We start from the raw sequence: 23,489 nt of genomic DNA on the forward strand, positions 1-23,489 counted from the left end.
GACGCGATCGGGTGGTGCCGGTGGGGGACAGGTCACCCTTGGGACTCAGCTTTGCCCTGGAAGTGGACGCGCCCTCGGATCTGCCCTACGACGAGCGACGCGCGGATGCCCTGATCACCGTCACGGCACACTCCGCTGCGGGCTCGGCCCCGCAGACCCCGGGTGCCGAGATCCTCATCATGGACCGCTCGTTGTCCATGTCCGGCCACAAGCTGGACGAGGCGAAACGCGCGATGTGCGCGGCCATCGACACCCTGCGGGACGGCGCCCGCCTGGGGATCATCGCGGGCAACCACGATGCCCACGTGATCTTCCCGACGACGGGTGGCCTGGCCCGCGTCGACGCCCGGACCCGGGAGGACGCCAAGCTCCGGGTCATCGGCCAACTCGCCGAGGGCGGCACGGCGATCGGCCAGTGGCTGGCCCGCGCCCACCGCCTCTTCGCGTCGGTGGACTCCCCCGGCACGGTGCGCCACGCGGTGCTCTACACGGACGGCAAGGACGAGCACGAGACACCCGAACAACTCCGCGACATCCTCACGTCGTGCACCGACCGGTTCGTCTGCGACGCGAGGGGCTTGGGCGACGACTGGCACTACATCGAACTCCTCCTCATCACCCAGGCCCTGCACGGCACCGCCGAGGCGGTCGTCACCATCTCCGACCTCACGGAGGACTTCACCCGCCTGATGCGCGAGGCGCAGCGGATCGTCGTACCCCGGGTGTATCTGGGCCTGCGCCTCAACGACCGTTTCCAGCTCGCGTTCGTACGGCAGACACGCCCCGTCGACGCCGAACTGACGGCGCGCCAGCAGCAGGGCGACGAGACCCATGTGCCCCTGGGCTCCTGGCCCCCGGAGACCCGGCAGTACCAGGTCTCGCTCCAGTTCGACCCCCACAGCCTGACCGTCGACGAGCCCCTGCGCGCCGCCCGCGTCACCCTGCACGCCGAGCTGCCCGACGGAACCCGCGGGCCCTGCTCCGAGACCGCGGCCATGGTCGTACGCCGCCGCTCGACACCCGGCTTCGGCATCGCCCCGTCGCCCGACCTCACCCGCGTCGAGAACGAACGCGAACTCGGCATGGCCATGCGCGCCTGCGCCGACGCCCACCTGCGCGGAGACCTCGACCGCGCGGACCGCGAACTGCGCCTCGCGATCGGGCTCGCGGAATCCCTCCGGGACACCGCGCGCCTGCAGCTGCTGCGCGCGGTGGCGACCAGCGGCCCCGACGGCCGGCTGCGGGTGCGGCGGAACGTCTCCCGAGGGCAGATGCAGGGAATCGGCGTCGACTCGACCAAGACCGCGACACGGCCGGTCGATCCGCACGAACTCGCGCCCCGCGACGCCGGGTTGCCGCGCGTGTGCCCGCGCTGCGGTACGACGTCGACGTCACCCACGGCCAAGTTCTGCGAGGAGTGCGGGCACCGGTTCGGGAACGCGGGTGTGGCCGGTGGACCGGTGGATGCGCTGTGACCGGCGTGCGGTGGCGCGTACCCCATCCGATCGTGGCGCTGCGGTGGCTCAGGGCGGGCGTGCTGGGCCTGGTGGCGGTGACGGCGCTGCTGTATCTGGTGGTGGCGAATCGGGCCGGAGACCAGATCGCCGCCGCTGAGCGCACGAACACGGCCATCGGGCACATCCACAACGCGTACCTCCAGGCCGGGAAGGCGGACCAGGCGCTCAAGGCCGCCGCCAAGACCGGGGCGACCGACCTGATCGGCACCGGCGCCGACTTCGCCAACGCCACCGCCCGGGTGAGCTCCCACCTCACCTCGGCGACGGACGGCAACGCGGCCGGGCAGCAGGGACTGAGCCACATCCAGTTCGTCCAGGGCCAGTTGGCCACCTGTGTGCAGATGGCCAACACGGCGGTCCTCGACGGGCCGCCGGGCGTGGCCAGGGCGCGCGACGCACTGGACGACAGGCCCGAGGAGGACGGCAGGAGTACGGTCCCCTTCACCGGCGGCCTCAGGCAGTCGCTCAAGGATCTCGAAAAGCTGGAGGTCGAGGCCCGCCATGACCAGCTCCGGTCGGGCTGGCGCAGCCCCCACCTCCTCTGGCCCCTGTTCATCGGCCCGGTGACGGTCATGCTGCTGCTGGTCTGCGCGACCGGCTACATCGTCGCCCACCACTTCCGGCGGTACCCCAGCCCGGCGCTCGCCGTGGCCCTGCTGGCCACCACGTCGATCGGCATCACCATGTGCACGACCGCACCGCCCTCCATGGCGATCGCGCTGCCCGTGCTCGCCGCCGCCGGTGCGCTCGCGTTTCTCGCCTATCGTCCCCGTCTCGCCGAGTACAGGTTCCCTCGCTCATGAGAAGACTCACGGCACCCCTCGTGCGCTGCGCCCTGGTCCTCGGGCTGCTCCTCGCGCCGGTCGCGTGCGACGCACCGGAGAAGGACAAGGTGACGATCATGGTTCCCTGGTCCGACAAGGAGTTCGCGGCGTTCTACGCGGTCGTCAAGGACTTCAAGAGCCACCACCCCGACATCGACGTCGAACCGCAGGTCACCCGCGCCCTGACCCAACAGCTCGACGCCGCGGTGGCCGCGGACGCGGAGCCCGACCTGGCCGTGCTGCCCAGTGTGGGAGCGATCGCCAAGTACCGCGAGGAAGGGGCGCTCAGGAAACTCGCAGTGGACACGAAGGCGTACGTGCAACCGTTCCGCGGGCTCGGCATGAACGGCGCGGACGTCTACGCGGTCCCTGTCAAGGCCGACGTCAAGAGCCTCATCTGGTACGACGCCAGGGTCACCCCACGGCCTCCCGAGAGCTGGACCGCTCTCCGGTCCCGTTCCGACAAGTGGTGCCTGGGTCTGGAGTCCGGCCCGACCTCCGGCTGGCCCGGCGCCGACTGGATCGCGGACATCCTGCTCGCGGACCAGGGCGTCGACACGTACAAGGCCTGGGCCTCCGGTGGTGCGAAATGGGACTCGACACCCGTCAAGGATGCGTGGACCGCCTGGGGAGCCCTGGTCAAAACCCCTCGCAAAGACGCATCCACCCTCGGATTCCGCGACGCCACCGCGAAAATGACCAAGAAGGAATGTTCCCTGAGCCACGGCACCCTCTCCGCGATGCCTTTCGCATCGGCCCAGGTGAAGGACGACCAGTACACGTACGTGCCGTCCTCTCGTCAGGCCCTGGAGGTCTCGGCGGACTTCGTCGGAAAGTTCACCGGGAACAAGAGCGCCGACGTGTTCATCCAGTACCTGGCGAGTGCGGAAGCCCAGCAGGCCTGGGTGAACGAACCCGGCTTCGCGCTCTCCGCCAACAGGAAGGTGACGGAGTACGCCAACACCACCCAGGGCCGGATAGCCGGAATGCTCCGCTCCCCCCGTTACACGCTCTGCTTCAGCGCCGCCGACGCGATGGACCCCGACGTGTCCGCCGCCTTCTACCGAGCGGTCCTGGACTACACGAACGGCAAAGAGCCGACACCCCTCCTGACCGCGCTCGACAAAGTCCAGAAGGAACTGGGCTATTCACAGCCGAATTCCCCACCACCACCCGAACCACTCTGCAGCAGCCCCAACCGCCCCTGATCGGCCCGGCACGGGAAACAGCAAAGGGCCGGCTCCCGGAGAAGCCGACCCCTTGTGACCTGGTCGGTCACACGTTGAAGCGGAACTCCACCACGTCCCCGTCCTGCATCACATACTCCTTGCCCTCCATGCGGGCCTTGCCCTTGGCGCGGGCCTCGGTGACCGAGCCCGTTTCGACCAGGTCCGCGAAGGAGATGACCTCGGCCTTGATGAAGCCCTTCTGGAAGTCGGTGTGGATCACGCCGGCCGCCTCGGGGGCCGTGGCGCCCTTCTTGATCGTCCAGGCGCGGGACTCCTTGGGGCCGGCCGTCAGGTAGGTCTGCAGGCCGAGGGTGTCGAAGCCGACGCGGGCGAGGGTGGCCAGGCCGGGCTCGTGCTGGCCGACGGACTCCAGCAGCTCCAGGGCCTCGTCCTCGTCCAGCTCGGCGAGGTCCTGCTCCAGCTTGGCGTTGAGGAAGATCGCCTCGGCGGGGGCGACCAGGGCGCGCTGCTCGTTCTTGAAGTCCTCGTCGATCAGTTCGTCCTCGTCGACGTTGAAGACGTAGAGGAACGGCTTGGTGGTGAGGAGGTGCAGGTCGTGGAGGAGCTCGTTGCGCTCGGTGCCCTGGACGATGCCGTGCGCGAAGAGCGTGTCGCCCTTCTCCAGGATCTCCTTGGCCTCCTCGACGGCCTTGACCTTGGGAGCCACGTCCTTCTTGATGCGCGACTCCTTCTGGAGGCGCGGGAGGACCTTCTCGATGGTCTGGAGGTCGGCGAGGATCAGCTCGGTGTTGATCGTCTCGATGTCGTCCTTCGGCGAGACCTTGCCGTCGACGTGGACGACGTTCTCGTCCTTGAAGGCCCGGATGACCTGGCAGATCGCGTCGGACTCGCGGATGTTCGCGAGGAACTTGTTGCCCAGGCCCTCGCCCTCGGAAGCGCCGCGCACGATACCCGCGATGTCGACGAAGTCGACCGTGGCCGGAAGGATGCGCTCGGAGCCGAAGATCGAGGCCAGCTTCGCCAGGCGGGCGTCGGGGACGCCCACCACGCCGACGTTCGGCTCGATGGTGGCGAACGGGTAGTTGGCCGCCAGCACGTCGTTCTTGGTCAGGGCGTTGAACAGGGTCGACTTGCCGACATTCGGCAGGCCGACGATTCCGATCGTGAGCGACACGTTGCGACTTCCCGTAGATGAGGTGGGCCAGGGGCTGCCAGGGGCCAGAGACACTGGCCGATCCACCAGTCTACGGCGTCGACGCCGCCGGGCTCGCGGGAGCGTCGAACGCCCGGCCAAGCTCTCCTCACCGGCGTGTCTGAGGGGCGATTCGGCACATTAACCGACCTAGGTTGGTCCAGTGGAGTATCACAGGACCCGACCCCCGAACGACGGACCGCGACGCGGCACACCGCGCGCGCCGCTGCCGCCGCAGGCACGGCGGCGGGCGGGTGAGCGCAGGCCCGCGGCGGGTGCGCAGCGGGGCGCGCGGCCGGTACGGACCGCCCGGCCGGGGCCGCCCGGCCAGGTGCCGGGACCGCGACTGACCGGGCTCGGCGGGGGGCTGTTCTGCACGGTCGCGATGTCTCTGCTCGGCTTCCTGGACCAGCTGCTGTTCGGGTCGTCGCTGACGCTGTACGGCGTGCTGTTCCTGCCGGTGTGCTTACTGACCGCCCTGTGGGTGCGCGGCAGTGATCTGCTGACCGCGCCCGTCGTCGTACCGATCGCCTTCGCCGTGGGTCTCTTCTTCGCCGCCGACGGCAGCGGGGGTCTGCTCGGACGGCTGATGGGGCTGGTCACGGGGCTCGCCACGCAGGCGGGCTGGCTGTACGGGGGGACGCTGATCGCGGGAGTGACCGTGCTCGTACGCCGGGTGCTGTGGGTGCGGGCCCGCAGGCGCCGCACCTGAGCACCGCTCCGCTCCGCTAGCCCGCGTGGTCGTGCGCCGCGCGCATCGCCGCTCCGACGATCCCCGCGTTGTTCTGCAGCTGGGCGGGCACGATCTCGGCTCTGACGCCGTCGATGAGGTGCAGGAACTTGTCGGCCTTGCGGCTCACCCCGCCGCCGATGATGAACAGCTCGGGCGAGAAGAGCATCTCGACGTGCGCGAGGTACTTCTGGACCCGGCCGGCCCAGCGCTCCCAGCTCAGGTCGTGGTCCTCCTTGGCCTTGCTGGAGGCCCGCGTCTCCGCGTCGTGGCCGCCCAGCTCCAGGTGGCCCAGCTCGGTGTTGGGCACCAGGGCGCCGTCCATGAAGACGGCGCTGCCGATACCGGTGCCGAAGGTGAGCAGGATGACCGTGCCCCGGCGGCCCTGGCCGGCGCCGAACTGCATCTCGGCGACGCCCGCCGCGTCCGCGTCGTTGACCACGGTCACCGGCAGGCCGCCCAGGCGGTCGCTGAACAGGGTGCGCGCGTCCGTGTCGACCCAGCTCTTGTCGACGTTGGCCGCCGTACGGACCGTGGCACCGCCGGTGACCACTCCGGGGAAGGTCAGGCCGACCGGGCCCGTCCAGCCGAAGTGGTCGATGACCTGCTTGACCCCGTCGGCCACGCCGTCGGGCGTCGCCGGGTGCGGGGTGAGCACCTTGCACCGCTCCTGGGCCAGGTCGCCCTTGTCCAGGTCCACGGGAGCGCCCTTGATCCCGGATCCGCCGATGTCCACGCCGAAGATCTGCATGGCTCCACGTTACGACGGACGACTGACAGTCACGCCCCGGACGTACGGACGGTCACGCCTCCGACGTACCCGATCCACCGCGCTCGGCGACCAGGGCGGCCGCCTCTTCGCGCAGGTCACGGCGGAGTTCCTTGGGCAGCGAGAAGGTGATCGACTCCTCGGCCGCCTTGACGATCTCGACATCGCCGTAGCCCCGCTCGGCGAGCCACTGCAGGACCTCCTCGACCAGGACCTCGGGCACGGAGGCACCGGAGGTGACGCCGACCGTGGTGACGCCCTCCAGCCAGGCCTCGTCGATCTCGCTGGCGAAGTCCACGAGGTAGGCCTCGCGGGAGCCGGCCAGCTTGGCGACCTCGACCAGCCGCTTGGAGTTGGAGGAGTTGCGCGAGCCGACCACGATGACCAGCTCGGCCTCGGCGCCCATCTGCTTCACGGCGAGCTGCCGGTTCTGGGTGGCGTAGCAGATGTCGTCGCTGGGCGGGGAGACGAGCCCCGGGAACTTCGTCTTCAGGGCGTCGACGGTCTCCATGGTCTCGTCCACGGAGAGGGTGGTCTGGGACAGCCAGACGACCTTCGACTCGTCGCGGACCGTGACCTTGGCGACGTCCTCGGGGCCGTCGACCAGCTGGATGTGCTCGGGGGCCTCGCCGGAGGTGCCGATGACCTCCTCGTGGCCCTCGTGCCCGATCAGGAGGATGTCGTAGTCCTCGTTCGCGTACCGGACGGCTTCCTTGTGGACCTTGGTGACCAGCGGGCAGGTCGCGTCGATGGTGGCGAGGCGGCCCTGCCTGGCCTCGTCGTGCACGACCGGGGCGACGCCGTGCGCCGAGAACATCACGATGTTGCCCGGCGGCACCTCCTCCGTCCGCTCGACGAAGATGGCGCCCTTCTTCTCCAGGGTCTGCACGACGTACTTGTTGTGGACGATCTCGTGCCGGACGTAGATCGGGGCCCCGTACTGTTCCAGGGCCTTCTCGACGGCGATCACGGCGCGGTCCACACCGGCGCAGTAGCCCCGGGGGGCGGCGAGCAGGACACGGCGGCCAGACGAAGCGGTCATGGGACCCATCGTAAGGGTGCGTTCGGCGGCCCAGCACCGGGCCGGAATGTCGGTGGCGGCCGTTACGCTCGCCGCATGGCTGTGAACACGTCGCCGGAAGCGCCGCTCCCTGTCGGTGAGGTCTCCCGGCTGATCGGGGGCTGGATCGACCGGCTCGGAGCGGTGTGGGTCGAGGGGCAGATCACGCAGTTGTCGCGGCGGCCGGGTGCCGGGGTCGTGTTTCTGACCCTGCGGGATCCCTCGTACGACATCTCGGTCAGCGTGACCTGCTACCGGCAGGTGTTCGACGCGGTCGCGGACGTCGTCGGCGAGGGCGCCCGGGTGGTCGTCCTGGCGAAACCGGAGTGGTACGCGCCGCGTGGGCAGCTCTCGCTCCGGGCCGCCGAGATAAGGCCCGTCGGCGTCGGTGAGCTGCTGGCCCGGCTGGAGCAGCTGAAGAAGACGCTGGCGGCCGAGGGGCTGTTCGCGCCGGAGCGGAAGAAGCCGCTGCCGTTTCTGCCCCAGCTGATCGGGCTGGTCTGCGGCCGTGCCTCCGCCGCGGAGCGGGACGTGCTGGAGAACGCCCGCCACCGCTGGCCCGCCGTCCGCTTCGAGGTGCGCAACGTCGCCGTGCAGGGCGTGCACGCCGTCCCGCAGGTCGTCCAGGCCGTCAAGGAGCTGGACGGGATCGAGGACGTGGACGTCATCATCGTCGCGCGCGGCGGCGGCAGCGTGGAGGACCTGCTGCCGTTCTCCGACGAGCAGCTGGTGCGGGCGGTCGCGGAGTGCCGTACGCCGGTCGTCTCGGCCATCGGGCACGAGCCGGACAACCCGCTGCTCGACCATGTCGCCGACCTGCGCGCCTCCACGCCGACCGACGCGGCCAAGAAGGTCGTACCGGACGTCGGCGAGGAGTTCGAGCGGGTGCGGATGCTGCGGGACCGGGCCCGGCGGTGCGTGGAGTCGCTGGTGGAGCGTGAGCAGCGGGGTCTGGCGCACGCGCTGGCGCGGCCCTCGATCGAGGATCCGCACCGGATGATCGACGAGCGCGCCGACCACGTGGTCTCCCTGGTCGGGCGGAGCCGGCGGACGCTCGGCCATCTCCTCGACCGTGCCGACTCGGAGCTGACGCACACGCACGCGCGCGTGGTGGCCCTCTCCCCCGCCGCCACCCTCAAGCGTGGCTACGCGGTGCTGCAGAAGTCCGACGGGCATGTGGTGCGCGATCCGGAGGAGGTCGCGGAGGGTGAGGCGCTGCGGGCGCGGGTCGCCGAGGGCGAGTTCACGGTTCGTGTCGATATCTGATGTTTTCCGATGTCTTCTGATGTCTAGGGTGGGCGGATGACCAGCAAGGTGGATGAGGCGCTCTCGTACGAGCAGGCGCGGGACGAGTTGATCGAGGTCGTGCGGCGCCTGGAGGCGGGCGGTACGACGCTGGAGGAGTCCCTGGCGCTGTGGGAGCGCGGCGAGGAGCTGGCCAAGGTGTGCCGGCGCTGGCTGGAGGGCGCACGGGCCCGGCTGGACGCGGCGCTCGCCGAGGAAGAGGCGCGGGAAGAGGCTCAGGAACAGAGCGAGTAGGCAAGAGCCGGGCGCTGTGAAGCGGATCACCACGCCCCGATTTTTGTTGAAGGTTGAACTTCACCTGCGTATGGTCGGGGACATCAGCCGATCCGGCACCCCGGAACGGACGCGCACCCTAGGAAGTCACGCATGTCTCTCGTTCTTGACCCCGCTGCCCAGGACCTGCTGTTCCGCGAGGCCCGCACCGCCAACACCTTCACCGACGAGCCGGTGACCGAGGAGCAGGTCCAGGCGATCTACGACCTGGTCAAGTACGGCCCCACCGCCTTCAACCAGAGCCCGCTGCGCATCACCCTGGTCCGCTCCACCGAGGCCCGCGAGCGCCTGGTGAAGCACATGGCCGAGGGCAACCAGCCGAAGACGGCCGCCGCCCCGCTGGTCGCGATCCTCTCCGCGGACAACGAGTTCCACGAGGAGCTGCCGGCCCTCTTCCCGCACTTCCCGCAGGCCAAGGACGTGTTCTTCAGCGAGCGTCCGGCCCGTGAGGGTGCCGCCGCGCTGAACGCCTCGCTGCAGGCCGCGTACTTCATCATCGGTGTCCGTGCCGCGGGTCTCGCCGCCGGCCCGATGACCGGCCTCGACTTCGAGGGCGTCCGCAAGGAGTTCCTGGACGACGACCACACCCCGCTGATGGTCGTCAACATCGGCCGCCCCGGCCCGGACGCCTGGTTCCCGCGCTCGCCGCGACTGGCGTTCGAGGACGTCGTCACGACCGTCTGAGCCGCCCCAGTACGGCAGGAGGCCCCCAGCAGTGTCGCTGGGGGCCTCCTGCGTGTGCGCGTACGGGCGCTCAGGCGCTCACCGCGTCTTCAGCGCCGCCGCCATCTTCGCCAGCTGGTCGAAGGAGGCCGTGCCGGCGATCACCGTCGTGGAGCCGGGGGTGTCCTCGAGGACCAGGGCGTCGTAGCGGCCGCCGGTGTAGCGGGTCCAGGTGCGGTCGCCGATCTTCTCGGTCCGCTTGGTCGCCGAGGCGCCCTGGCTGGCCTGGTCGATGAAGTCGGCGCGCTTCTCGGTGGACTGCTCGAGCTGCGCGTACTGACCGTCGGGGGTCTGGAAGCCGAGGTGCCAGCGGTCGGAGTTCTCGCCCTGGTAGCGCACCGAGGTCGCCTTCCAGGTCCCCGGCAGCCCCTCCGGCGCTGCCACCGGGTAGCTCGCCGCGCGGCGCGCCGTGAGCAGCTCGACCCGGTAGTCGACCCGCTTGAGGTCGGGAGCGTGATCGTCGTGCGGGACGAAGAGATAGATGACCGCCGCCGCGATCCCGATGAGGCCCAGGGAGAGAATCATGTCCCGGACCGTCTTCTGCTTGCCGTTCGAACCTGCCACGCCCCCTATCGTCGCAGGTGCCCGGAGCGCTCATCCGTGGGGTCCCCTGCTCATTTTGTCTACCTAACGATAGAGTCGGGGTACACCCTCATCCGGCCGTCGTCGTATCAGAAAGGTGCGCTCCGATGACCGAGAATCATCATCTGCCTTCCGAGCTGGACGTTCCCTCGGAAGCTCCCGACCGTAACCTCGCCCTGGAACTCGTCCGGGTGACCGAAGCCGCGGCCATGGCCGCGGGCCGCTGGGTAGGACGCGGCGACAAGAACGGCGCCGACGGCGCCGCGGTGCGCGCCATGCGGACCCTCGTCTCCACCGTGTCGATGAACGGCGTCGTCGTCATCGGTGAGGGCGAGAAGGACGAGGCCCCGATGCTCTTCAACGGAGAGCAGGTCGGCGACGGCACCGGCCCCGAGGTCGACATCGCGGTCGACCCGATCGACGGCACCACCCTGACGGCCAAGGGCATGCCCAACGCCATCGCCGTCCTCGCGGCCGCCGAGCGCGGCGCCATGTTCGACCCGTCGGCCGTGTTCTACATGGACAAGCTGGTCACCGGCCCCGAGGCCGCGGACTTCGTCGACATCGACGCGCCGGTGGCCGTGAACATCCGCCGGATCGCCAAGGCCAAGCGGTCCGCGCCGGAGGACGTCACCGTCGTCATCCTCGACCGGCCGCGCCACGAGGGCCTGATCAAGGAGGTCCGGGAGGCCGGCGCGCGTATCAAGCTGATCTCCGACGGCGATGTCGCCGGCTCGGTCTACGCCCTGCGCGAGGGCACCGGCGTCGACCTGCTGCTCGGCATCGGCGGCACCCCGGAGGGCATCATCTCCGCCTGCGCCGTGAAGTGCCTCGGTGGCACGATCCAGGGCAAGCTGTGGCCCAAGGACGACGAGGAGCGGCAGCGGGCGATCGACGCCGGGCACGATCTGGACCGGGTGCTCACCACCGACGACCTGGTCTCCGGCGAGAACGTCTTCTTCGTCGCGACCGGCATCACCGACGGCGAGCTGCTGCGTGGCGTGCGGTACCGCTCCGAGACCGCGTTGACCGAGTCGATCGTGATGCGGTCCAAGTCGGGGACCGTGCGGCGGATCGACTCCGAGCACCGGCTGCGCAAGCTGCGGGCCTACAGCGCGATCGACTTCGACCGGGCCAAGTGACCACGGTCCCGCGCCTCTGAAAGGCGATGGGCGCCCCCTGTGCGGAGGGGGCGCCCTTTCCTCTGCTCAGCCCGCTATGCGGTTCGTCGTCGCCCGTGCCGCCTTCTTCAGTTCCACCTCGCGCCGCCGGCGCCTGGCCAGGACCACCCGGCGTTCCGCCGCCGTCAGGCCGCCCCAGACGCCGTACGGTTCGGGCTGGAGGAGGGCGTGCTCGCGGCACTCGACCATGACCGGACAGCGGGCGCAGACGCGCTTGGCCGCCTCCTCACGGGACAGGCGGGCGGCCGTCGGCTCCTTGGACGGGGCGAAGAAGAGACCGGCCTCGTCCCGCCGGCACACCGCCTCGGTGTGCCAGGGTGCGTCTTGGTCCCGGTCGCGCGCGGGTACCCGCTGGGCCGGAACGGCAGCGACCTGCAAGGACGAATGCGGCGGTTGCAGCACGGTCTACTCCTGACGACGGCTTCGCGAGTGAGCGACGATGCAGCAAGGCCTACCCGCTGTGCGCGAGCCTATGCACTGCGTTTCCAACCGCAGGCGCGCGGCGGCTTGTTCACGCCCCCCAGCCCCGTCCGTCACACCACCGCGGCCCTTGGGCCACGGGCGGATTCGCGACCGTCAACGGTCCAGGTGTTTGCGCAGCTTCCGGTCGACCTTGTCCTGGACCCGGTCGAGGATGTCCGCCACGCGCCGGCCGCGCTTGGGGCGCGCCTCGACGTTGCCGAGTACGGCCCACCCGTCGACGTAGACCACGGGCGCGTCGGGCTCGACCGAATCCAGCGTGTCCACCTCGAAGTTGCCCAGCACACCGCCGCCCGTGCCGCGCAGCGAGACGTTCTCCGGAACGCGGATCTGGACGTCGCCGAAGACCGAGACGGCCTTGATGACGACCTGCTGGTACTCGAAGATCGCCTCGCTCAGGTCGATCTCCACCGAGCCGAAGACCGAGTACGCGTGCAGCCGGCGCCCCGCGCGCCAGCGGCCCCGGCGCACCGCACTGCTGAAGACGGCCACCACGTTGGCGTCGGCCTCGGCCGGGATCGCGCCGGGCGAGGGGCGGGGCGGGACGGGCGTGTAGGCGGGGGCCGCGGGCCGCTGGTGGGCGGCGGGGAGGTCGCGGATGAAGACCTCCAGCTCGCCGACCGTCTTGGCGTTCAGCACCCCTTCCACGCGCTCGGCGTGCTCGTCGGCGGTCAGCCGGCCCTCGGCCAGGGCCTCGCGGAGGATGTCGGCGACACGGTCACGGTCGGCGTCCGAGGCGCGCAGTTCGGACACGCGCGGCGCGCTGTCCTGGGGCTGGGCGTGCTTCTGAAGGTCCACGACAGCAGCGTACCGAAACGCGATAGATCGCGACTAGGGGGCCGGAGCTGCCCGCGTGTCCCGGAACTGAGCCTTACCTCACAGGTTCCGTGTCGGTGGCAGGTTCTAGGCTGGTGAGGCCCGCCAGCGTCGGCGGGCGGCCGTCCGTCAGAGTGAGGAATGGGCTGAGATGCCTGAGTTCGCGTACACCGATCTGCTCCCCCAGGGCGAGGACACCACCCCGTACCGGCTGGTGACCTCGGAGGGCGTGTCCACCGTCGAGGGGCCGGACGGGCGGACCTTCCTCAAGGTGGAGCCGGAGGCGCTGCGCAAGCTGGCCGAGGAGGCCATCCACGACATCCAGCACTATCTGCGCCCGGCCCACCTGGCGCAGCTGCGCCGCATCATCGACGACCCGGAGGCGTCGAGCAACGACAAGTTCGTCGCGCTCGACCTGCTGAAGAACGCGAACATCGCGGCGGCGGGCGTGCTGCCGATGTGCCAGGACACGGGCACGGCGATCGTCATGGGCAAGCGCGGCCAGAACGTCCTGACCGAGGGTGCGGACGACAAGCACCTGTCGCACGGCATCTACGACGCCTACACCAGGCTGAACCTGCGCTACTCGCAGATGGCTCCGCTCACCATGTGGGAGGAGAAGAACACCGGCTCCAACCTCCCCGCCCAGATCGAGCTGTACGCGACCGACGGCGGCGCCTACAAGTTCCTGTTCATGGCGAAGGGCGGCGGCTCGGCCAACAAGTCCTTCCTGTACCAGGAGACGAAGGCCGTCCTGAACGAGGCCTCCATGATGAAGTTCCTGGAGGAGAAGATCCGTTCGCTCGGTACGGCCGCCTGCCCGCCGTACCACCTGGCGATCGTCGTCGGCGGCACGAGCGCCGAGTACGCGCTGAAGACCGCGAAGTACGCCTCCGCGCACTACCTGGACGAGATCCCGGCCGAGGGCTCGGAGCTGGGCCACGGCTTCCGGGACCAGGACCTGGAGCAGAAGGTCTTCGAGCTGACGCAGAAGATCGGCATCGGCGCGCAGTTCGGCGGCAAGTACTTCTGCCACGACGTCCGGGTGATCCGCCTCCCGCGCCACGGCGCCTCCTGCCCGGTCGCGATCGCCGTCTCCTGCTCGGCCGACCGCCAGGCCGTCGCCAAGATCACCGCCGAGGGCGTGTTCCTGGAGCAGCTGGAGAAGGACCCGGCGCGCTTCCTGCCGGAGACCACGGACGAGCACCTGGACGAGTCGTCCGACGTCGTCAAGATCGACCTCAACCAGCCGATGGACGACATCCTCGCCGAGCTGACCAAGTTCCCGGTCAAGACCCGCCTCTCCCTCACCGGCCCGCTGGTCGTCGCCCGCGACATCGCGCACGCCAAGATCAAGGAGCGCCTGGACGCGGGCGAGGAGATGCCGCAGTACCTGAAGGACCACCCGGTGTACTACGCGGGCCCGGCCAAGACCCCCGAGGGGTACGCCTCCGGTTCCTTCGGCCCGACCACGGCCGGCCGTATGGACTCCTACGTGGAGCAGTTCCAGGCGGCCGGCGGCTCCAAGGTGATGCTCGCCAAGGGCAACCGCAGCAAGCAGGTCACCGACGCCTGCGACACGCACGGCGGCTTCTACCTCGGCTCGATCGGCGGCCCCGCCGCCCGCCTCGCCCAGGACTGCATCAAGAAGGTCGAGGTCGTCGAGTACGAGGAGCTGGGCATGGAGGCCGTCTGGAAGATCGAGGTCGAGGACTTCCCGGCGTTCATCGTGGTGGACGACAAGGGCAACGACTTCTTCCAGGACCCGGCCCCGCAGCCGACGTTCACGAGCATTCCGGTGCGGGGGCCGGGGCTGGCCTGACCGGCGGACGGGGTCTGTCCTCCGGACCCGGCCGGGCGGCCGGCGCGTCCCGTCGGGGACGCGGCCGCCCGGCGCCGGGCCGGTCCGGATCTGCCTCGACCCATAGGTCAGTGAGGTACGCAGCCGAACCAGTTCACCGTGTCGCCGCTGGTGGTGTAGCCCATGCACCTGATGGTTCTGTCGTGCAGCGTCTCGGTCCGGTCAACGGGTCCGTTCAGATACTCCGTCTTGTGGTGGGCCTCCACGAGGGTGTCGACCTCGACGGTGTACCAGCGGCGCCCGTTGTCCGGCATGCTGCAGCCGTGGCCGGTCATGTTGCGGCTGGGGTCGCCGCTCCAGACGGGCCGTTCGGCGCGGTCGCAGTAGGCCCTGCCGGCGGCGCCCGCGGCGCCGGCGCCCGCGCCCAGCAGAGCCACCGCGCCTATGGACACCGCCGCGGTGGCGCCGAGCAGGCGCTTCGGAGTGAAGTGCATCGATTGGTCCTCCTGCCAGCCGTGGTGACGGCGGGGAATCGCTCTGTCACCTTGGGGTGATAGTCACATTTATCCGTGATGTCCGGCTCGGCAGCCGGTGGAGCAGTCCCCCGACCCGGTGACGTCGGTGGTGCCAATGCAGCAGGCCGCTGTCACCCCTCGCCCCGTGCGGCCCACGGTCCGGAACAACCGCCGCGTCCCGATCGCTGACACCGGCATGAGCGAATACCGCATCGAGCACGACTCCATGGGCGAGGTCCGGGTCCCCGCCCACGCCAAGTGGCGGGCGCAGACCCAGCGTGCCGTCGAGAACTTCCCCGTCTCCGGGCAGCGGATCGAGCGGGCGCACATCGAGGCGCTGGCCCGGATCAAGGCGGCGGCCGCGAAGGTGAACGCCGAGCTGGGGGTGGTGGACAAGGACGTCGCGGAGGCGATCCAGGAGGCGGCCGCGGAGGTCGCCGACGGGAAGTGGGACGACCAGTTCCCGATCGACGTGTTCCAGACCGGGTCCGGGACCTCCTCCAACATGAACACCAACGAGGTCCTCGCCACGCTGGCGAGCGAGCGGCTCGGCCGGGACGTGCATCCGAACGACCACGTCAACGCCTCGCAGTCGTCCAACGACGTGTTCCCGTCGTCCATCCACATCGCCGCCACCGGGGCCGTGACGAACGACCTGATCCCGGCCCTCGACCACCTCGCCGCCTCCCTCACCCGCAAGTCCGAGGAGTTCGCGGACGTCGTGAAGTCCGGGCGGACGCATCTGATGGACGCGACGCCGGTGACGCTGGGCCAGGAGTTCGGCGGGTACGCGGCTCAGGTGCGGTACGGCGTCGAGCGGCTGCGCGCCTCGCTGCCCCGGCTGGCCGAACTGCCGCTGGGCGGCACGGCCGTCGGGACCGGGATCAACACGCCGCCCGGGTTCTCCGCCGCGGTGATCAGGGAGGTCGCACAGGCCACCGGGCTGCCGCTCACCGAGGCCCGGGACCACTTCGAGGCGCAGGGCGCCCGGGACGGGATCGTGGAGACCAGCGGGCAGCTGCGGACCGTCGCGGTCGGGCTGACGAAGATCGCCAACGACCTGCGCTGGATGGCGTCCGGGCCGCGCACCGGGCTCGCCGAGATCCACCTGCCCGACCTGCAGCCGGGCTCGTCGATCATGCCGGGCAAGGTCAACCCGGTGATCCCCGAGGCCGTGCTCATGGTCGCCGCCCAGGTGATCGGCAACGACGCCACGATCGCCACCGCCGGCGCCTCCGGGAACTTCGAGCTGAACGTGATGCTCCCGGTCATCGGCAAGAATGTGCTGGAGTCGATCCGGCTGCTTGCCAACGTCTCGCGGCTGCTGGCCGACCGCACGGTCGACGGCATCGTCGCCGACCGGGAACGGGCCCGCGAGTACGCCGAGTCGTCGCCCTCCGTGGTGACCCCGCTGAACAAGTACATCGGCTACGAGGAGGCCGCGAAGGTCGCCAAGAAGTCCCTGGCCGAGCGGAAGACCATCCGTCAGGTCGTGCTGGAGGGCGGGTACGTGGAGCGCGGCGACCTCACCCTGGAGCAGCTGGACGAGGCGCTGGATGTCCTGCGGATGACGCACCCGTAACAAGTGCCGCCGCCGAGTTGAACCGTGACGGCCGCCGCAGCGTCGTATGCCTGCGGCACCTAATATCTGTGCATGACGGACGACGGAGCGGTGAGACGAGTGGCGGCGGGACCTGCGACGTACTGGACCCCCGGGACCCCGATCCTGTGGCGGTACCGGGAGAACGCCGGTGAGCACTTCCACATCGCACGGCCCGTCACCGTCGTCCGGGACGACGAGGAGCTGCTCGCGGTGTGGATGGCGCCCGGCACCGAGTGCGTCAAGCCAGTGCTGGCCGACGGCACGCCCGTCCATCTGGAGCCGCTGGAGACCCGCTACACCAAGCCGCGCGCGGTGCAGCGGGACCGGTGGTTCGGCACGGGCGTGCTGAAGCTGGCCCGGCCCGGCGATCCGTGGTCGGTGTGGCTGTTCTGGGATCCGGGCTGGCGGTTCAAGAACTGGTACGTCAACCTGGAGCGGCCGCTGGCCCGTTGGGCGGGCGGTGTGGACTCCGTGGACTACTTCCTGGACATCTCGGTGAATCCGGACCGCAGTTGGCACTGGCGGGACGAGGACGAGTTCGCACAGGCCCAGCGGGACGGTCTGATGGACGAGACGACCGCCGGGCGGGTGCGGGCGGCCGGGCGGGCCGCGGTGGAGGCGATCGGCGCCTGGGGCCCGCCGTTCTCGGACGGCTGGCAGCACTGGCGCCCGGACCCCTCCTGGGCGGTACCGTCACTCCCCGAGGACTGGGACCGTACGCCCGCGCACGTGTCCTCATGAGACCCTTGATGCGCCCCCGGTCCACAACCGTAGGATCGTCCTCCGCAAGGGGGCGCTACCGCAACTACCGGAACGTGCGCCGGGCCTGACCAGACGTCACCGAGGGGCGGCAGGACGTGAGCAAGGGGTACGAGGGCAACACCGCCAGGGCCTGCCCTGGACCGGGCGGGTTCGCCGGCGGCACAGGAACAACCTCTGACCACGCGGGAATTCCGTTCCTGGGGCACGTATTCCGGGTATCGGGATTTCGGCGGGACCATCTGCGCGCCCGGCGCGCAGCCCCGGACGGATGGATTCGACACGCGTGACGGAGCACCCCACCTCCTCCTACGAGCGCCCGCAGCCGGGCGCCGACCCCGCGGAGGCCCGCGGGGCGCTCTTGCGTACCCCGAAGCCGAACGGCAGCTCGGCCTTACCGGCACAGGCCCGGGCGGACGGACCGCCCTCCGGCCCGGGGACGACCGCGCCCTGCGGCAAGGGGAACAAGGGGAAGGAGCCCCCAGTCAACGGCCCGGAGCACTCCCAGCCCGCCACCACGGAGACGGACACCCATCGCCCGCGTCCGGCGCCGGAGGTCATTCCGCCGCAGCCGGGCGCCGAGGAGGAGCGGGCGCAGGGCGGCCAGGAGCGCCGTACCGGGCGGGGACTGCCGCCGGGGCGGCCGATGCCGATGCGGCGCGACGGGGACCGGCTCAGGTTCGTGGGCGCGGCGACCCGGCGGATCGCCCGTGGCATCGATCTGGACGAGATCGTGATGGGGCTGTGCCGCGCCACCGTGCCGACGTTCTCGGACGCGATCCTGGTCTATCTGCGCGACCCGCTGCCGGTCGGTGACGAGCGGCCCACCGGCCCGGTGGTGCTGCGGCTGCGCCGCACCGATCGCATACCGGACGAACGGGACACCGAGGGCCTGCTGCTCCCGCCGTTCCCGGAGCCGGAGCCCGAGCCGTCGGCCCTCTCGGAGCTGTCGTCGCTGACGACCGAGCTGTGCGAGGTGCGTCCCGGCGGCGCCCTGAACGAGGTGCTGCGCGGGGTGCGGCCGGTGTTCGCCGACGCGCCCGCCGCCCGGGCCGCTCTGCCCGAGCTGCTCGGCGAGGGCGGCGAGGCGGTCGTACCGGGCGGGCAGCACGCGATCCTCGCGCCGCTGCGCGGCCGGCGCCGGGTGATCGGCGCGGCGCTGTTCCTGCGCCGTCCGGAGCGGCTCGCGTTCGAGGCGGACGACCTGCTGGTGGCCGCCCAGCTCGCCACGCACAGCGCGCTCGGCATCGACAAGGCGGTGCTGTACGGCCGGGAGGCCTACATCGCCGACGAGTTGCAGCGCACCATGCTGCCCGAGACCCTGCCCCGTCCGACCGGGGTGCGGCTGGCCTCGCGCTATCTGCCGGCCGCGGAGACCGCGCGGGTGGGCGGCGACTGGTACGACGCGATCCCGCTGCCCGGCAGCCGGGTCGCGCTGGTGGTCGGTGACGTCATGGGGCACTCCATGACCTCGGCGGCGATCATGGGCCAGCTGCGCACCACGGCCCAGACCCTGGCCGGTCTCGACCTGCCCCCGCAGGAGGTGCTGCACCACCTGGACGAGCAGGCGCAGCGGCTGGGCACCGACCGCATGGCGACGTGCCTGTACGCCGTCTACGACCCGGTCACGCACCGCATCACCATCGCCAACGCCGGCCATCCGCCGCCCGTCCTGCTGCACCTGGGCGGCCGCGCGGAGGTGCTCAGGGTGCCCCCGGGCGCCCCGATCGGCGTCGGCGGGGTGGACTTCGAGGCGGTCGAGCTGGACGCGCCGGCCGGGGCCACGCTGCTGCTGTACACCGACGGCCTGGTGGAGTCCCGGCTGCGGGACGTGTGGACCGGCATAGAGCAGCTGCGTGAACGGCTCGCCGCGACCGCCCAGTTGACCGGCCCGGACCATCCGCCGCCGCTCGAGGCGCTGTGCGACGAGGTGCTGGACATGCTCGGCCCGGGCGACCGGGACGACGACATCGCGCTGCTCGCGGCCCGCTTCGACGGGATCGCGCCGAGCGATGTGGCGTACTGGACGCTGGATCCGGAGGAGACGGCCCCCGGCCAGGCCCGTCGGCTGGCCCGGCGCGCACTGGCCCGCTGGGACCTGGAGGAGCTGACGGACTCGGTGGAGCTGCTGGTCAGCGAGGTGGTCACCAACGCCGTGCGGTACGCCTCCCGTCCGGTCACGCTCCGGCTGCTGCGCACGGACGTGCTGCGCTGCGAGGTCGGCGACGACGTGCCCCAGCTGCCGCGGCTGCGCCAGGCCCGGGCCACGGACGAGGGCGGCCGCGGGCTGTACCTGGTCAACCGGCTGGCCCGGCGGTGGGGTGCGACCCGGCTGAGCACCGGCAAGGTGGTCTGGTTCGAGCTGAACCGGGCCTGAGTCCGAGGACGCGGAAGGGCGCCCGGGGAGTCCCCGGGCGCCCTTCGCGTGCGCGGGCCCTACTGGCCGAAGTTCCCGTTGCCGTTGTCGAGCGGGTTGTCCGTGACATCGCCCGTCGGCGTCCCGGTGGTCGGGGCCCCGGTGGTCGGGGTCCCCGTGGTCGGGGCCCCGGTCGTCGGGGTCCCCGTGGTCGGGGGGCTGGTGGTCGGCGTCTGGGACGGGGTCGTGGACGTCGGCGGGGCACTGGTCGGGGTGTTCGACGGCGTCTGGGACGGGGTCTGGCTGAAGGTCGGCGTGTCCGTCGGCGCGACGGCCGCACCCTGGGTGGTGTTCAGGTCGAACTTGGCCTGGTCCGTGACACCGAAGGTGTACGCCGCCCAGATCTGCGCCGGGTAGGTGCCGCCGTTGACGCGGCCGGGGGCCGGCAGCAGGCCGGTGGCGCCCATCATGGACACGTGGGCCTTGGTCTTGTAGTCCTCGCCGAACAGGCCGACGGAGGTGACCAGGTCGGGCGTGTAGCCGGTGAACCAGGCGGACCTGTTCTCGTCGGAGGTACCGGTCTTGCCCGCCACCTGCTGGCCGTTGCGCAGCGGGTTGTTCGCCACGTTCCTCTTGGCCGTACCGTCGTCGACCACACCGGTCAGCACGGAGGTCACCGTGTCGGCGGCCGTGCGGCTGATGACCTGGTTGCCGATCGGGTTGGGAATGTCGACCGAACGGCCCTTCTGCTCCGCCGACTTGAGGATGCCCGGCGTCACCTTGTAGCCGTGGTTGTCGAAGGTGGCGTAGATGCCGGCCATCTCCAGCGGGCTGGCCCCCATCGAGCCCAGCGTCTGCGCGGGCACCGCCTGCATGCCGTCGGTGTCCATGCCGAGCCGCTTGGCCGTGTCCATCACCTTGGTCATCCCGACGTCGACGCCCATCTGGGCGAAGACCGAGTTGACGGACTGGTTCATCGCCTTCTGCACGGTGATGGGGCCGTAGTTGACCTTGTCCTCGTTCGGCGGGCCGAAGCCGACCTTGCTGCCGTGGTCGACGACCTGGCGGCCGCTGGTGCCGTCGTAGAGGGTGTTCGCGGTGATCGGCTTGCCGCTCTGGGTGGTGGCGTTGTCCTCCAGCGCGGCGGCGAGGATGACCGGCTTGAACGTCGAGGCGGGCTGGTAGTCGCGGCGCGTCGCGTTGTTGAAGTAGTGCTTGAAGTAGTCCTGACCGCCGTACAGGGCGACGATCTTGCCCGTCTTGGGGTCCACCGAGACGGCGCCGGCCTGGATGTTGCCGTCGACCTTGCGCTTCTTCTTGTCCAGCTTGCTGGTCAGCTGGGACTTGACGGCCTTCTCCAGCGCGGCCTGCTTCTTCTTGCTGATGTTCAGGGTGATGGTCCAGCCGCGGTCCACGACCGCGTTCTCCGCCTGGGCCTGTGTCAGCCCCTGCTGCTTCATCAGCTGCTGTTCGAGCTGCTGGTTGGCGAGCTGGACCAGGTAGCCCTTCTGGCCCTCTTCACCGGGCGTGCCCTTGGGGTCCTTCGGGATGGCATCCCTCTTGAAGTTCATCTTCTGCCGCTCGCCGGCGTCGAGCCAGTTCTGCTTGACCATGTTGTCCAGGACGTAGTTCCACCGCTGCTCGACCAGCTTCTTGCCCACAGGGCCGGCGACCGCCCAGTCGTACTGGCTCGGCGCCTGGAGCAGCGCGGCGAGGTAGGCGCCCTCCTGGACGCTCAGCTTGGCCGCGTCCTTGTGGTAGTAGGCCTGCGCCGCGGCCTGGATGCCATAGGCGTTGCGGCCGTAGTAGCTGGTGTTGATGTAGCCCGCGAGGATCTCGTCCTTGGACAGCTGGCGGTCCACCTTCAGGGAGATGACCATCTCCCTGAGCTTGCGGGTGACCGTCTGGTCCTGGTTGAGGTAGTAGTTCTTGACGTACTGCTGGGTGATCGTCGAGCCGCCCTGGGTACCGCGGCCGGACACCGTGTTGAACAGGCCTCGGGCGAGGCCCTTCACGTCGATTCCGGAGTCGTGGTAGAAGGTCTTGTTCTCCGCGGCGACGAAGGTGTGCTGGACGCCCTTGGGCACCTTGGACAGGTCCACGCTCTCGCGGTTGACCTCGCCCACGCGGGCCAGGACGGAGCCGTCGCTGTACTTGTAGACGTTGCTCTCCTGCTTGGCCGCGGCGTTGCCCTGGGGGATGTCCACGACCAGGTACAGCACGATGAAGCCGCCGATGCCCAGCAGGCACAGGCCCAGGAAGGTGCCGAGCATCTTCTTCCAGGTGAAGAGCCGGCGTATTCGGCCCTTGGCGGGCTTGGCGCCGGCCGGGGCCGCGGGGCTGGAGCGGCGGCGCTTGGGCGCCGCGCGGTGGCCACCGCGCTGTCGCGCTCGTCTCTCTTCCGCTCGTCCCATGGCTCTTTACGCTCCGCTTCCTCTCGGGGTCAGCTCCGAAAGCTAACACCCGTCTATATGACAAAGGGCGTCCGATCCGTTCTTTTACGGACGTGACAATCAGCACCCGCCCCAAGGGAACCGACGGATATCACTGGCCCAGGGTTGCCTGCGGGCATAAAGTGATATCACTTAGCTAGACCGAAGCTAGGCATGACCCGAACGGGGGATCCACCCATGTCCGTACATGACGCATCCGCGATCGCCGACATACCCGAGATGCCCGCACCACGCGTGCGGGAGGTCCCGGCGCAGAGCATCGGGGGCGGGCTCGCCCTGCTCCTCGGCCTGCTCGGGCTCGGCACCGCCGTCGCCCTGTTCGCCGCCGCCTCCGCGGTCTCCGCGTCCGGTGCCAAGGGCGGACTCATCGCCGGCGGCGTCCTCGTCTTCCTCGGCGCGATCATCGCGATGCGCGGCCTGAACACGGTCGCGCCCGGCGAGGCCCGGGTCGTGCAGCTCTTCGGCCGGTACCGCGGCACGATCCGGCAGGACGGCCTGCGCTGGGTGAACCCCTTCACCTCGCGGACCCGGATCTCCACCCGGGTGCGCAACCACGAGACCGCCGTCCTCAAGGTCAACGACGCCTACGGCAACCCGATCGAGCTGGCCGCGGTCGTGGTCTGGAAGGTCCAGGACACCGCCCAGGCGGTGTTCGAGGTGGACGACTACGCCGAGTTCGTCGCCACGCAGACCGAGACGGCCGTACGGCACATCGCCATCGAGTACCCGTACGACGCCCACGAGGAGGACGGCCTCTCGCTGCGCGGCAACGCCGAGGAGATCACCGAGCGGTTGGCCGTCGAGCTGCAGGCCCGCGTGGAGGCGGCCGGGGTGCGGATCATCGAGTCGCGCTTCACGCACCTCGCGTACTCTCCCGAGATCGCCTCGGCGATGCTCCAGCGGCAGCAGGCCGGTGCGGTCGTCGCGGCCCGGCGGCAGATCGTGGACGGCGCGGTCGGCATGGTGGAGGCGGCGCTCGCCCGGATCGCGGAGCGGGACATCGTGGAGCTGGACGACGAACGGAAGGCGGCGATGGTGTCCAACCTGATGGTGGTGCTGTGCGGGGACCGTGCTCCGCAGCCCGTCCTCAACACTGGGACCCTCTACCAGTGACGGACTCTCCGGAAGAGACTCCTCGGCGCCGGCCGCAGCAGCGCAAGCAGGTGCTGCTGCGGCTGGACCCGTCGGTGTACGAGGCGCTGGCGCGGTGGGCGGGCGACGAGCTGCGGTCCGCCAACGCGCAGATCGAGTTCCTGTTGCGCAAGGCGCTGGCCGAGGCGGGGCGGCTGCCGAAGGAGACCGGGCCGCTGCCGCGTCGCGGGCGGCCGCCTGTTTCCGAACACTGACAATCGGCCCCCAC

Annotated in this window: 22 protein-coding genes; 14 read left to right on the forward strand and 8 right to left on the reverse strand. The window is 70.3% G+C overall.

Annotation, left to right across the window (positions count from 1 at the left end):
• Positions 1-38: 38 nt before the first annotated feature.
• The 3 genes from BEK98_RS05165 to BEK98_RS05175 are packed head-to-tail and all read left to right on the forward strand — an operon-like array spanning position 39 to position 3,549.
• The gene (locus tag BEK98_RS05165) at positions 39-1,475 is read left to right on the forward strand and encodes a VWA domain-containing protein (RefSeq protein ID WP_143684075.1); all 1,437 of its coding nucleotides are present in this window, start codon (positions 39-41) and stop codon (positions 1,473-1,475) included.
• Positions 1,472-2,320, forward strand: a complete 849-nt coding sequence (locus tag BEK98_RS05170) for a hypothetical protein (RefSeq protein ID WP_094215183.1) — start codon at positions 1,472-1,474, stop codon at positions 2,318-2,320. Before BEK98_RS05165 ends, BEK98_RS05170 begins: the two co-directional genes overlap by 4 nt.
• Entirely contained in the window at positions 2,317-3,549 is a 1,233-nt protein-coding gene (locus tag BEK98_RS05175) for an ABC transporter substrate-binding protein (RefSeq protein WP_094215184.1), read from the forward strand. Before BEK98_RS05170 ends, BEK98_RS05175 begins: the two co-directional genes overlap by 4 nt.
• Positions 3,550-3,616: 67 nt before the next feature.
• Here the strand turns inward: BEK98_RS05175 and ychF are convergent, their stop codons facing one another.
• Positions 3,617-4,705 carry a redox-regulated ATPase YchF gene (gene ychF, locus BEK98_RS05180; RefSeq protein WP_094215185.1) on the reverse strand — a complete coding sequence of 363 codons (1,089 nt, stop codon included), beginning with the start codon at positions 4,703-4,705 and terminating at the stop codon, positions 3,617-3,619.
• A gap of 181 nt (positions 4,706-4,886) precedes the next feature.
• Between ychF and BEK98_RS05185 the strand changes: the two genes are divergently transcribed.
• Complete coding sequence (locus tag BEK98_RS05185; protein ID WP_208643012.1) at positions 4,887-5,435, forward strand: DUF6542 domain-containing protein; 549 nt, start codon at positions 4,887-4,889, stop codon at positions 5,433-5,435.
• A gap of 16 nt (positions 5,436-5,451) precedes the next feature.
• Here BEK98_RS05185 and ppgK read toward each other — a convergent pair whose 3' ends face one another.
• Both ppgK and BEK98_RS05195 read right to left on the reverse strand, forming a co-directional pair.
• On the reverse strand, positions 5,452-6,204 hold the full coding sequence (ppgK, locus tag BEK98_RS05190; RefSeq protein WP_094215187.1) for a polyphosphate--glucose phosphotransferase: 753 nt from the start codon (positions 6,202-6,204) through the stop codon (positions 5,452-5,454).
• 52 nt (positions 6,205-6,256) lie between these two features.
• Positions 6,257-7,273, reverse strand: coding sequence for a 4-hydroxy-3-methylbut-2-enyl diphosphate reductase (locus BEK98_RS05195; protein WP_094215188.1), 1,017 nt, complete (start codon positions 7,271-7,273; stop codon positions 6,257-6,259).
• A 66-nt stretch (positions 7,274-7,339) separates the two neighbouring features.
• Between BEK98_RS05195 and xseA the strand changes: the two genes are divergently transcribed.
• The 3 genes from xseA to BEK98_RS05210 all read left to right on the forward strand — a co-directional run bounded on the left by xseA (position 7,340) and on the right by BEK98_RS05210 (position 9,544).
• Complete coding sequence (xseA, locus tag BEK98_RS05200; protein ID WP_094215189.1) at positions 7,340-8,548, forward strand: exodeoxyribonuclease VII large subunit; 1,209 nt, start codon at positions 7,340-7,342, stop codon at positions 8,546-8,548.
• A gap of 36 nt (positions 8,549-8,584) precedes the next feature.
• Positions 8,585-8,821, forward strand: a complete 237-nt coding sequence (locus BEK98_RS05205) for an exodeoxyribonuclease VII small subunit (protein WP_094215190.1) — start codon at positions 8,585-8,587, stop codon at positions 8,819-8,821.
• A gap of 132 nt (positions 8,822-8,953) precedes the next feature.
• Positions 8,954-9,544, forward strand: a complete 591-nt coding sequence (locus BEK98_RS05210) for a malonic semialdehyde reductase (RefSeq protein WP_094215191.1) — start codon at positions 8,954-8,956, stop codon at positions 9,542-9,544.
• Between the two features lie 78 nt (positions 9,545-9,622).
• Here the strand turns inward: BEK98_RS05210 and BEK98_RS05215 are convergent, their stop codons facing one another.
• Positions 9,623-10,147 carry a DUF4245 domain-containing protein gene (locus BEK98_RS05215; protein ID WP_094215192.1) on the reverse strand — a complete coding sequence of 175 codons (525 nt, stop codon included), beginning with the start codon at positions 10,145-10,147 and terminating at the stop codon, positions 9,623-9,625.
• 125 nt (positions 10,148-10,272) lie between these two features.
• Between BEK98_RS05215 and glpX the strand changes: the two genes are divergently transcribed.
• Positions 10,273-11,307 (forward strand): class II fructose-bisphosphatase, encoded by a 1,035-nt coding sequence (glpX, locus tag BEK98_RS05220; protein ID WP_094215193.1) that lies wholly within the window; start codon positions 10,273-10,275, stop codon positions 11,305-11,307.
• A 66-nt stretch (positions 11,308-11,373) separates the two neighbouring features.
• On the opposite strand, the gene BEK98_RS05225 is transcribed toward glpX, so the two are convergent.
• Both BEK98_RS05225 and BEK98_RS05230 read right to left on the reverse strand, forming a co-directional pair.
• Positions 11,374-11,748 (reverse strand): WhiB family transcriptional regulator, encoded by a 375-nt coding sequence (locus BEK98_RS05225; RefSeq protein WP_094215194.1) that lies wholly within the window; start codon positions 11,746-11,748, stop codon positions 11,374-11,376.
• Positions 11,749-11,922: 174 nt separating this feature from the next.
• On the reverse strand, positions 11,923-12,624 hold the full coding sequence (locus BEK98_RS05230) for a DUF1707 SHOCT-like domain-containing protein (RefSeq protein WP_094215195.1): 702 nt from the start codon (positions 12,622-12,624) through the stop codon (positions 11,923-11,925).
• A gap of 169 nt (positions 12,625-12,793) precedes the next feature.
• Here BEK98_RS05230 and BEK98_RS05235 point away from each other — a divergent pair, with 169 nt between their 5' ends.
• Complete coding sequence (locus BEK98_RS05235; RefSeq protein ID WP_094215196.1) at positions 12,794-14,464, forward strand: fumarate hydratase; 1,671 nt, start codon at positions 12,794-12,796, stop codon at positions 14,462-14,464.
• A gap of 107 nt (positions 14,465-14,571) precedes the next feature.
• Here the strand turns inward: BEK98_RS05235 and BEK98_RS05240 are convergent, their stop codons facing one another.
• A complete protein-coding gene (locus BEK98_RS05240; protein WP_094215197.1) occupies positions 14,572-14,937 on the reverse strand; it encodes a hypothetical protein in 366 nt (121 codons plus the stop codon).
• A gap of 217 nt (positions 14,938-15,154) precedes the next feature.
• Here BEK98_RS05240 and BEK98_RS05245 point away from each other — a divergent pair, with 217 nt between their 5' ends.
• From BEK98_RS05245 to BEK98_RS05255, 3 genes are all read left to right on the forward strand, one after another.
• Positions 15,155-16,540, forward strand: a complete 1,386-nt coding sequence (locus BEK98_RS05245; protein ID WP_094215719.1) for a class II fumarate hydratase — start codon at positions 15,155-15,157, stop codon at positions 16,538-16,540.
• Positions 16,541-16,612: 72 nt separating this feature from the next.
• Positions 16,613-17,302, forward strand: coding sequence for a cytidylyl-2-hydroxypropylphosphonate hydrolase (gene fomD / locus BEK98_RS05250; protein WP_208643013.1), 690 nt, complete (start codon positions 16,613-16,615; stop codon positions 17,300-17,302).
• Between the two features lie 304 nt (positions 17,303-17,606).
• Positions 17,607-19,697, forward strand: coding sequence for an ATP-binding SpoIIE family protein phosphatase (locus tag BEK98_RS05255; RefSeq protein WP_094215199.1), 2,091 nt, complete (start codon positions 17,607-17,609; stop codon positions 19,695-19,697).
• Positions 19,698-19,756: 59 nt separating this feature from the next.
• Here the strand turns inward: BEK98_RS05255 and BEK98_RS05260 are convergent, their stop codons facing one another.
• Positions 19,757-22,090 (reverse strand): transglycosylase domain-containing protein, encoded by a 2,334-nt coding sequence (locus tag BEK98_RS05260; RefSeq protein WP_094215200.1) that lies wholly within the window; start codon positions 22,088-22,090, stop codon positions 19,757-19,759.
• Between the two features lie 216 nt (positions 22,091-22,306).
• On the opposite strand from BEK98_RS05260, the gene BEK98_RS05265 reads away from it, so the two are divergent.
• Both BEK98_RS05265 and BEK98_RS05270 read left to right on the forward strand, forming a co-directional pair.
• Positions 22,307-23,242 (forward strand): SPFH domain-containing protein, encoded by a 936-nt coding sequence (locus tag BEK98_RS05265; protein WP_094215201.1) that lies wholly within the window; start codon positions 22,307-22,309, stop codon positions 23,240-23,242.
• On the forward strand, positions 23,239-23,475 hold the full coding sequence (locus tag BEK98_RS05270; RefSeq protein WP_094215202.1) for a type II toxin-antitoxin system antitoxin: 237 nt from the start codon (positions 23,239-23,241) through the stop codon (positions 23,473-23,475). Before BEK98_RS05265 ends, BEK98_RS05270 begins: the two co-directional genes overlap by 4 nt.
• The last annotated feature ends 14 nt before the right edge of the window (positions 23,476-23,489 follow it).

Origin of the sequence: Streptomyces diastatochromogenes (assembly GCF_002242805.1) — a bacterium.
GTDB classification, from domain to species: Bacteria; Actinomycetota; Actinomycetes; order Streptomycetales; family Streptomycetaceae; genus Streptomyces; species Streptomyces diastatochromogenes.

Bases quoted from the DNA above. Each gene is read 5' to 3' on its own strand.
- BEK98_RS05205 (WP_094215190.1), top strand. From the start codon at position 8,585: ATGACCAGCAAGGTGGATGAGGCGCTCTCGTACGAGCAGGCGCGGGAC.
- xseA (WP_094215189.1), top strand. From the start codon at position 7,340: ATGGCTGTGAACACGTCGCCGGAAGCGCCGCTCCCTGTCGGTGAGGTC.
- BEK98_RS05245 (WP_094215719.1), top strand. From the start codon at position 15,155: ATGAGCGAATACCGCATCGAGCACGACTCCATGGGCGAGGTCCGGGTC.
- BEK98_RS05235 (WP_094215196.1), top strand. From the start codon at position 12,794: ATGCCTGAGTTCGCGTACACCGATCTGCTCCCCCAGGGCGAGGACACC.
- BEK98_RS05265 (WP_094215201.1), top strand. From the start codon at position 22,307: ATGTCCGTACATGACGCATCCGCGATCGCCGACATACCCGAGATGCCC.
- BEK98_RS05175 (WP_094215184.1), top strand. From the start codon at position 2,317: ATGAGAAGACTCACGGCACCCCTCGTGCGCTGCGCCCTGGTCCTCGGG.
- BEK98_RS05240 (WP_094215197.1), bottom strand. From the start codon at position 14,937: ATGCACTTCACTCCGAAGCGCCTGCTCGGCGCCACCGCGGCGGTGTCC.
- glpX (WP_094215193.1), top strand. From the start codon at position 10,273: ATGACCGAGAATCATCATCTGCCTTCCGAGCTGGACGTTCCCTCGGAA.
- fomD (WP_208643013.1), top strand. From the start codon at position 16,613: ATGACGGACGACGGAGCGGTGAGACGAGTGGCGGCGGGACCTGCGACG.
- BEK98_RS05210 (WP_094215191.1), top strand. From the start codon at position 8,954: ATGTCTCTCGTTCTTGACCCCGCTGCCCAGGACCTGCTGTTCCGCGAG.
- BEK98_RS05195 (WP_094215188.1), bottom strand. From the start codon at position 7,273: ATGGGTCCCATGACCGCTTCGTCTGGCCGCCGTGTCCTGCTCGCCGCC.
- BEK98_RS05260 (WP_094215200.1), bottom strand. From the start codon at position 22,090: ATGGGACGAGCGGAAGAGAGACGAGCGCGACAGCGCGGTGGCCACCGC.
- ppgK (WP_094215187.1), bottom strand. From the start codon at position 6,204: ATGCAGATCTTCGGCGTGGACATCGGCGGATCCGGGATCAAGGGCGCT.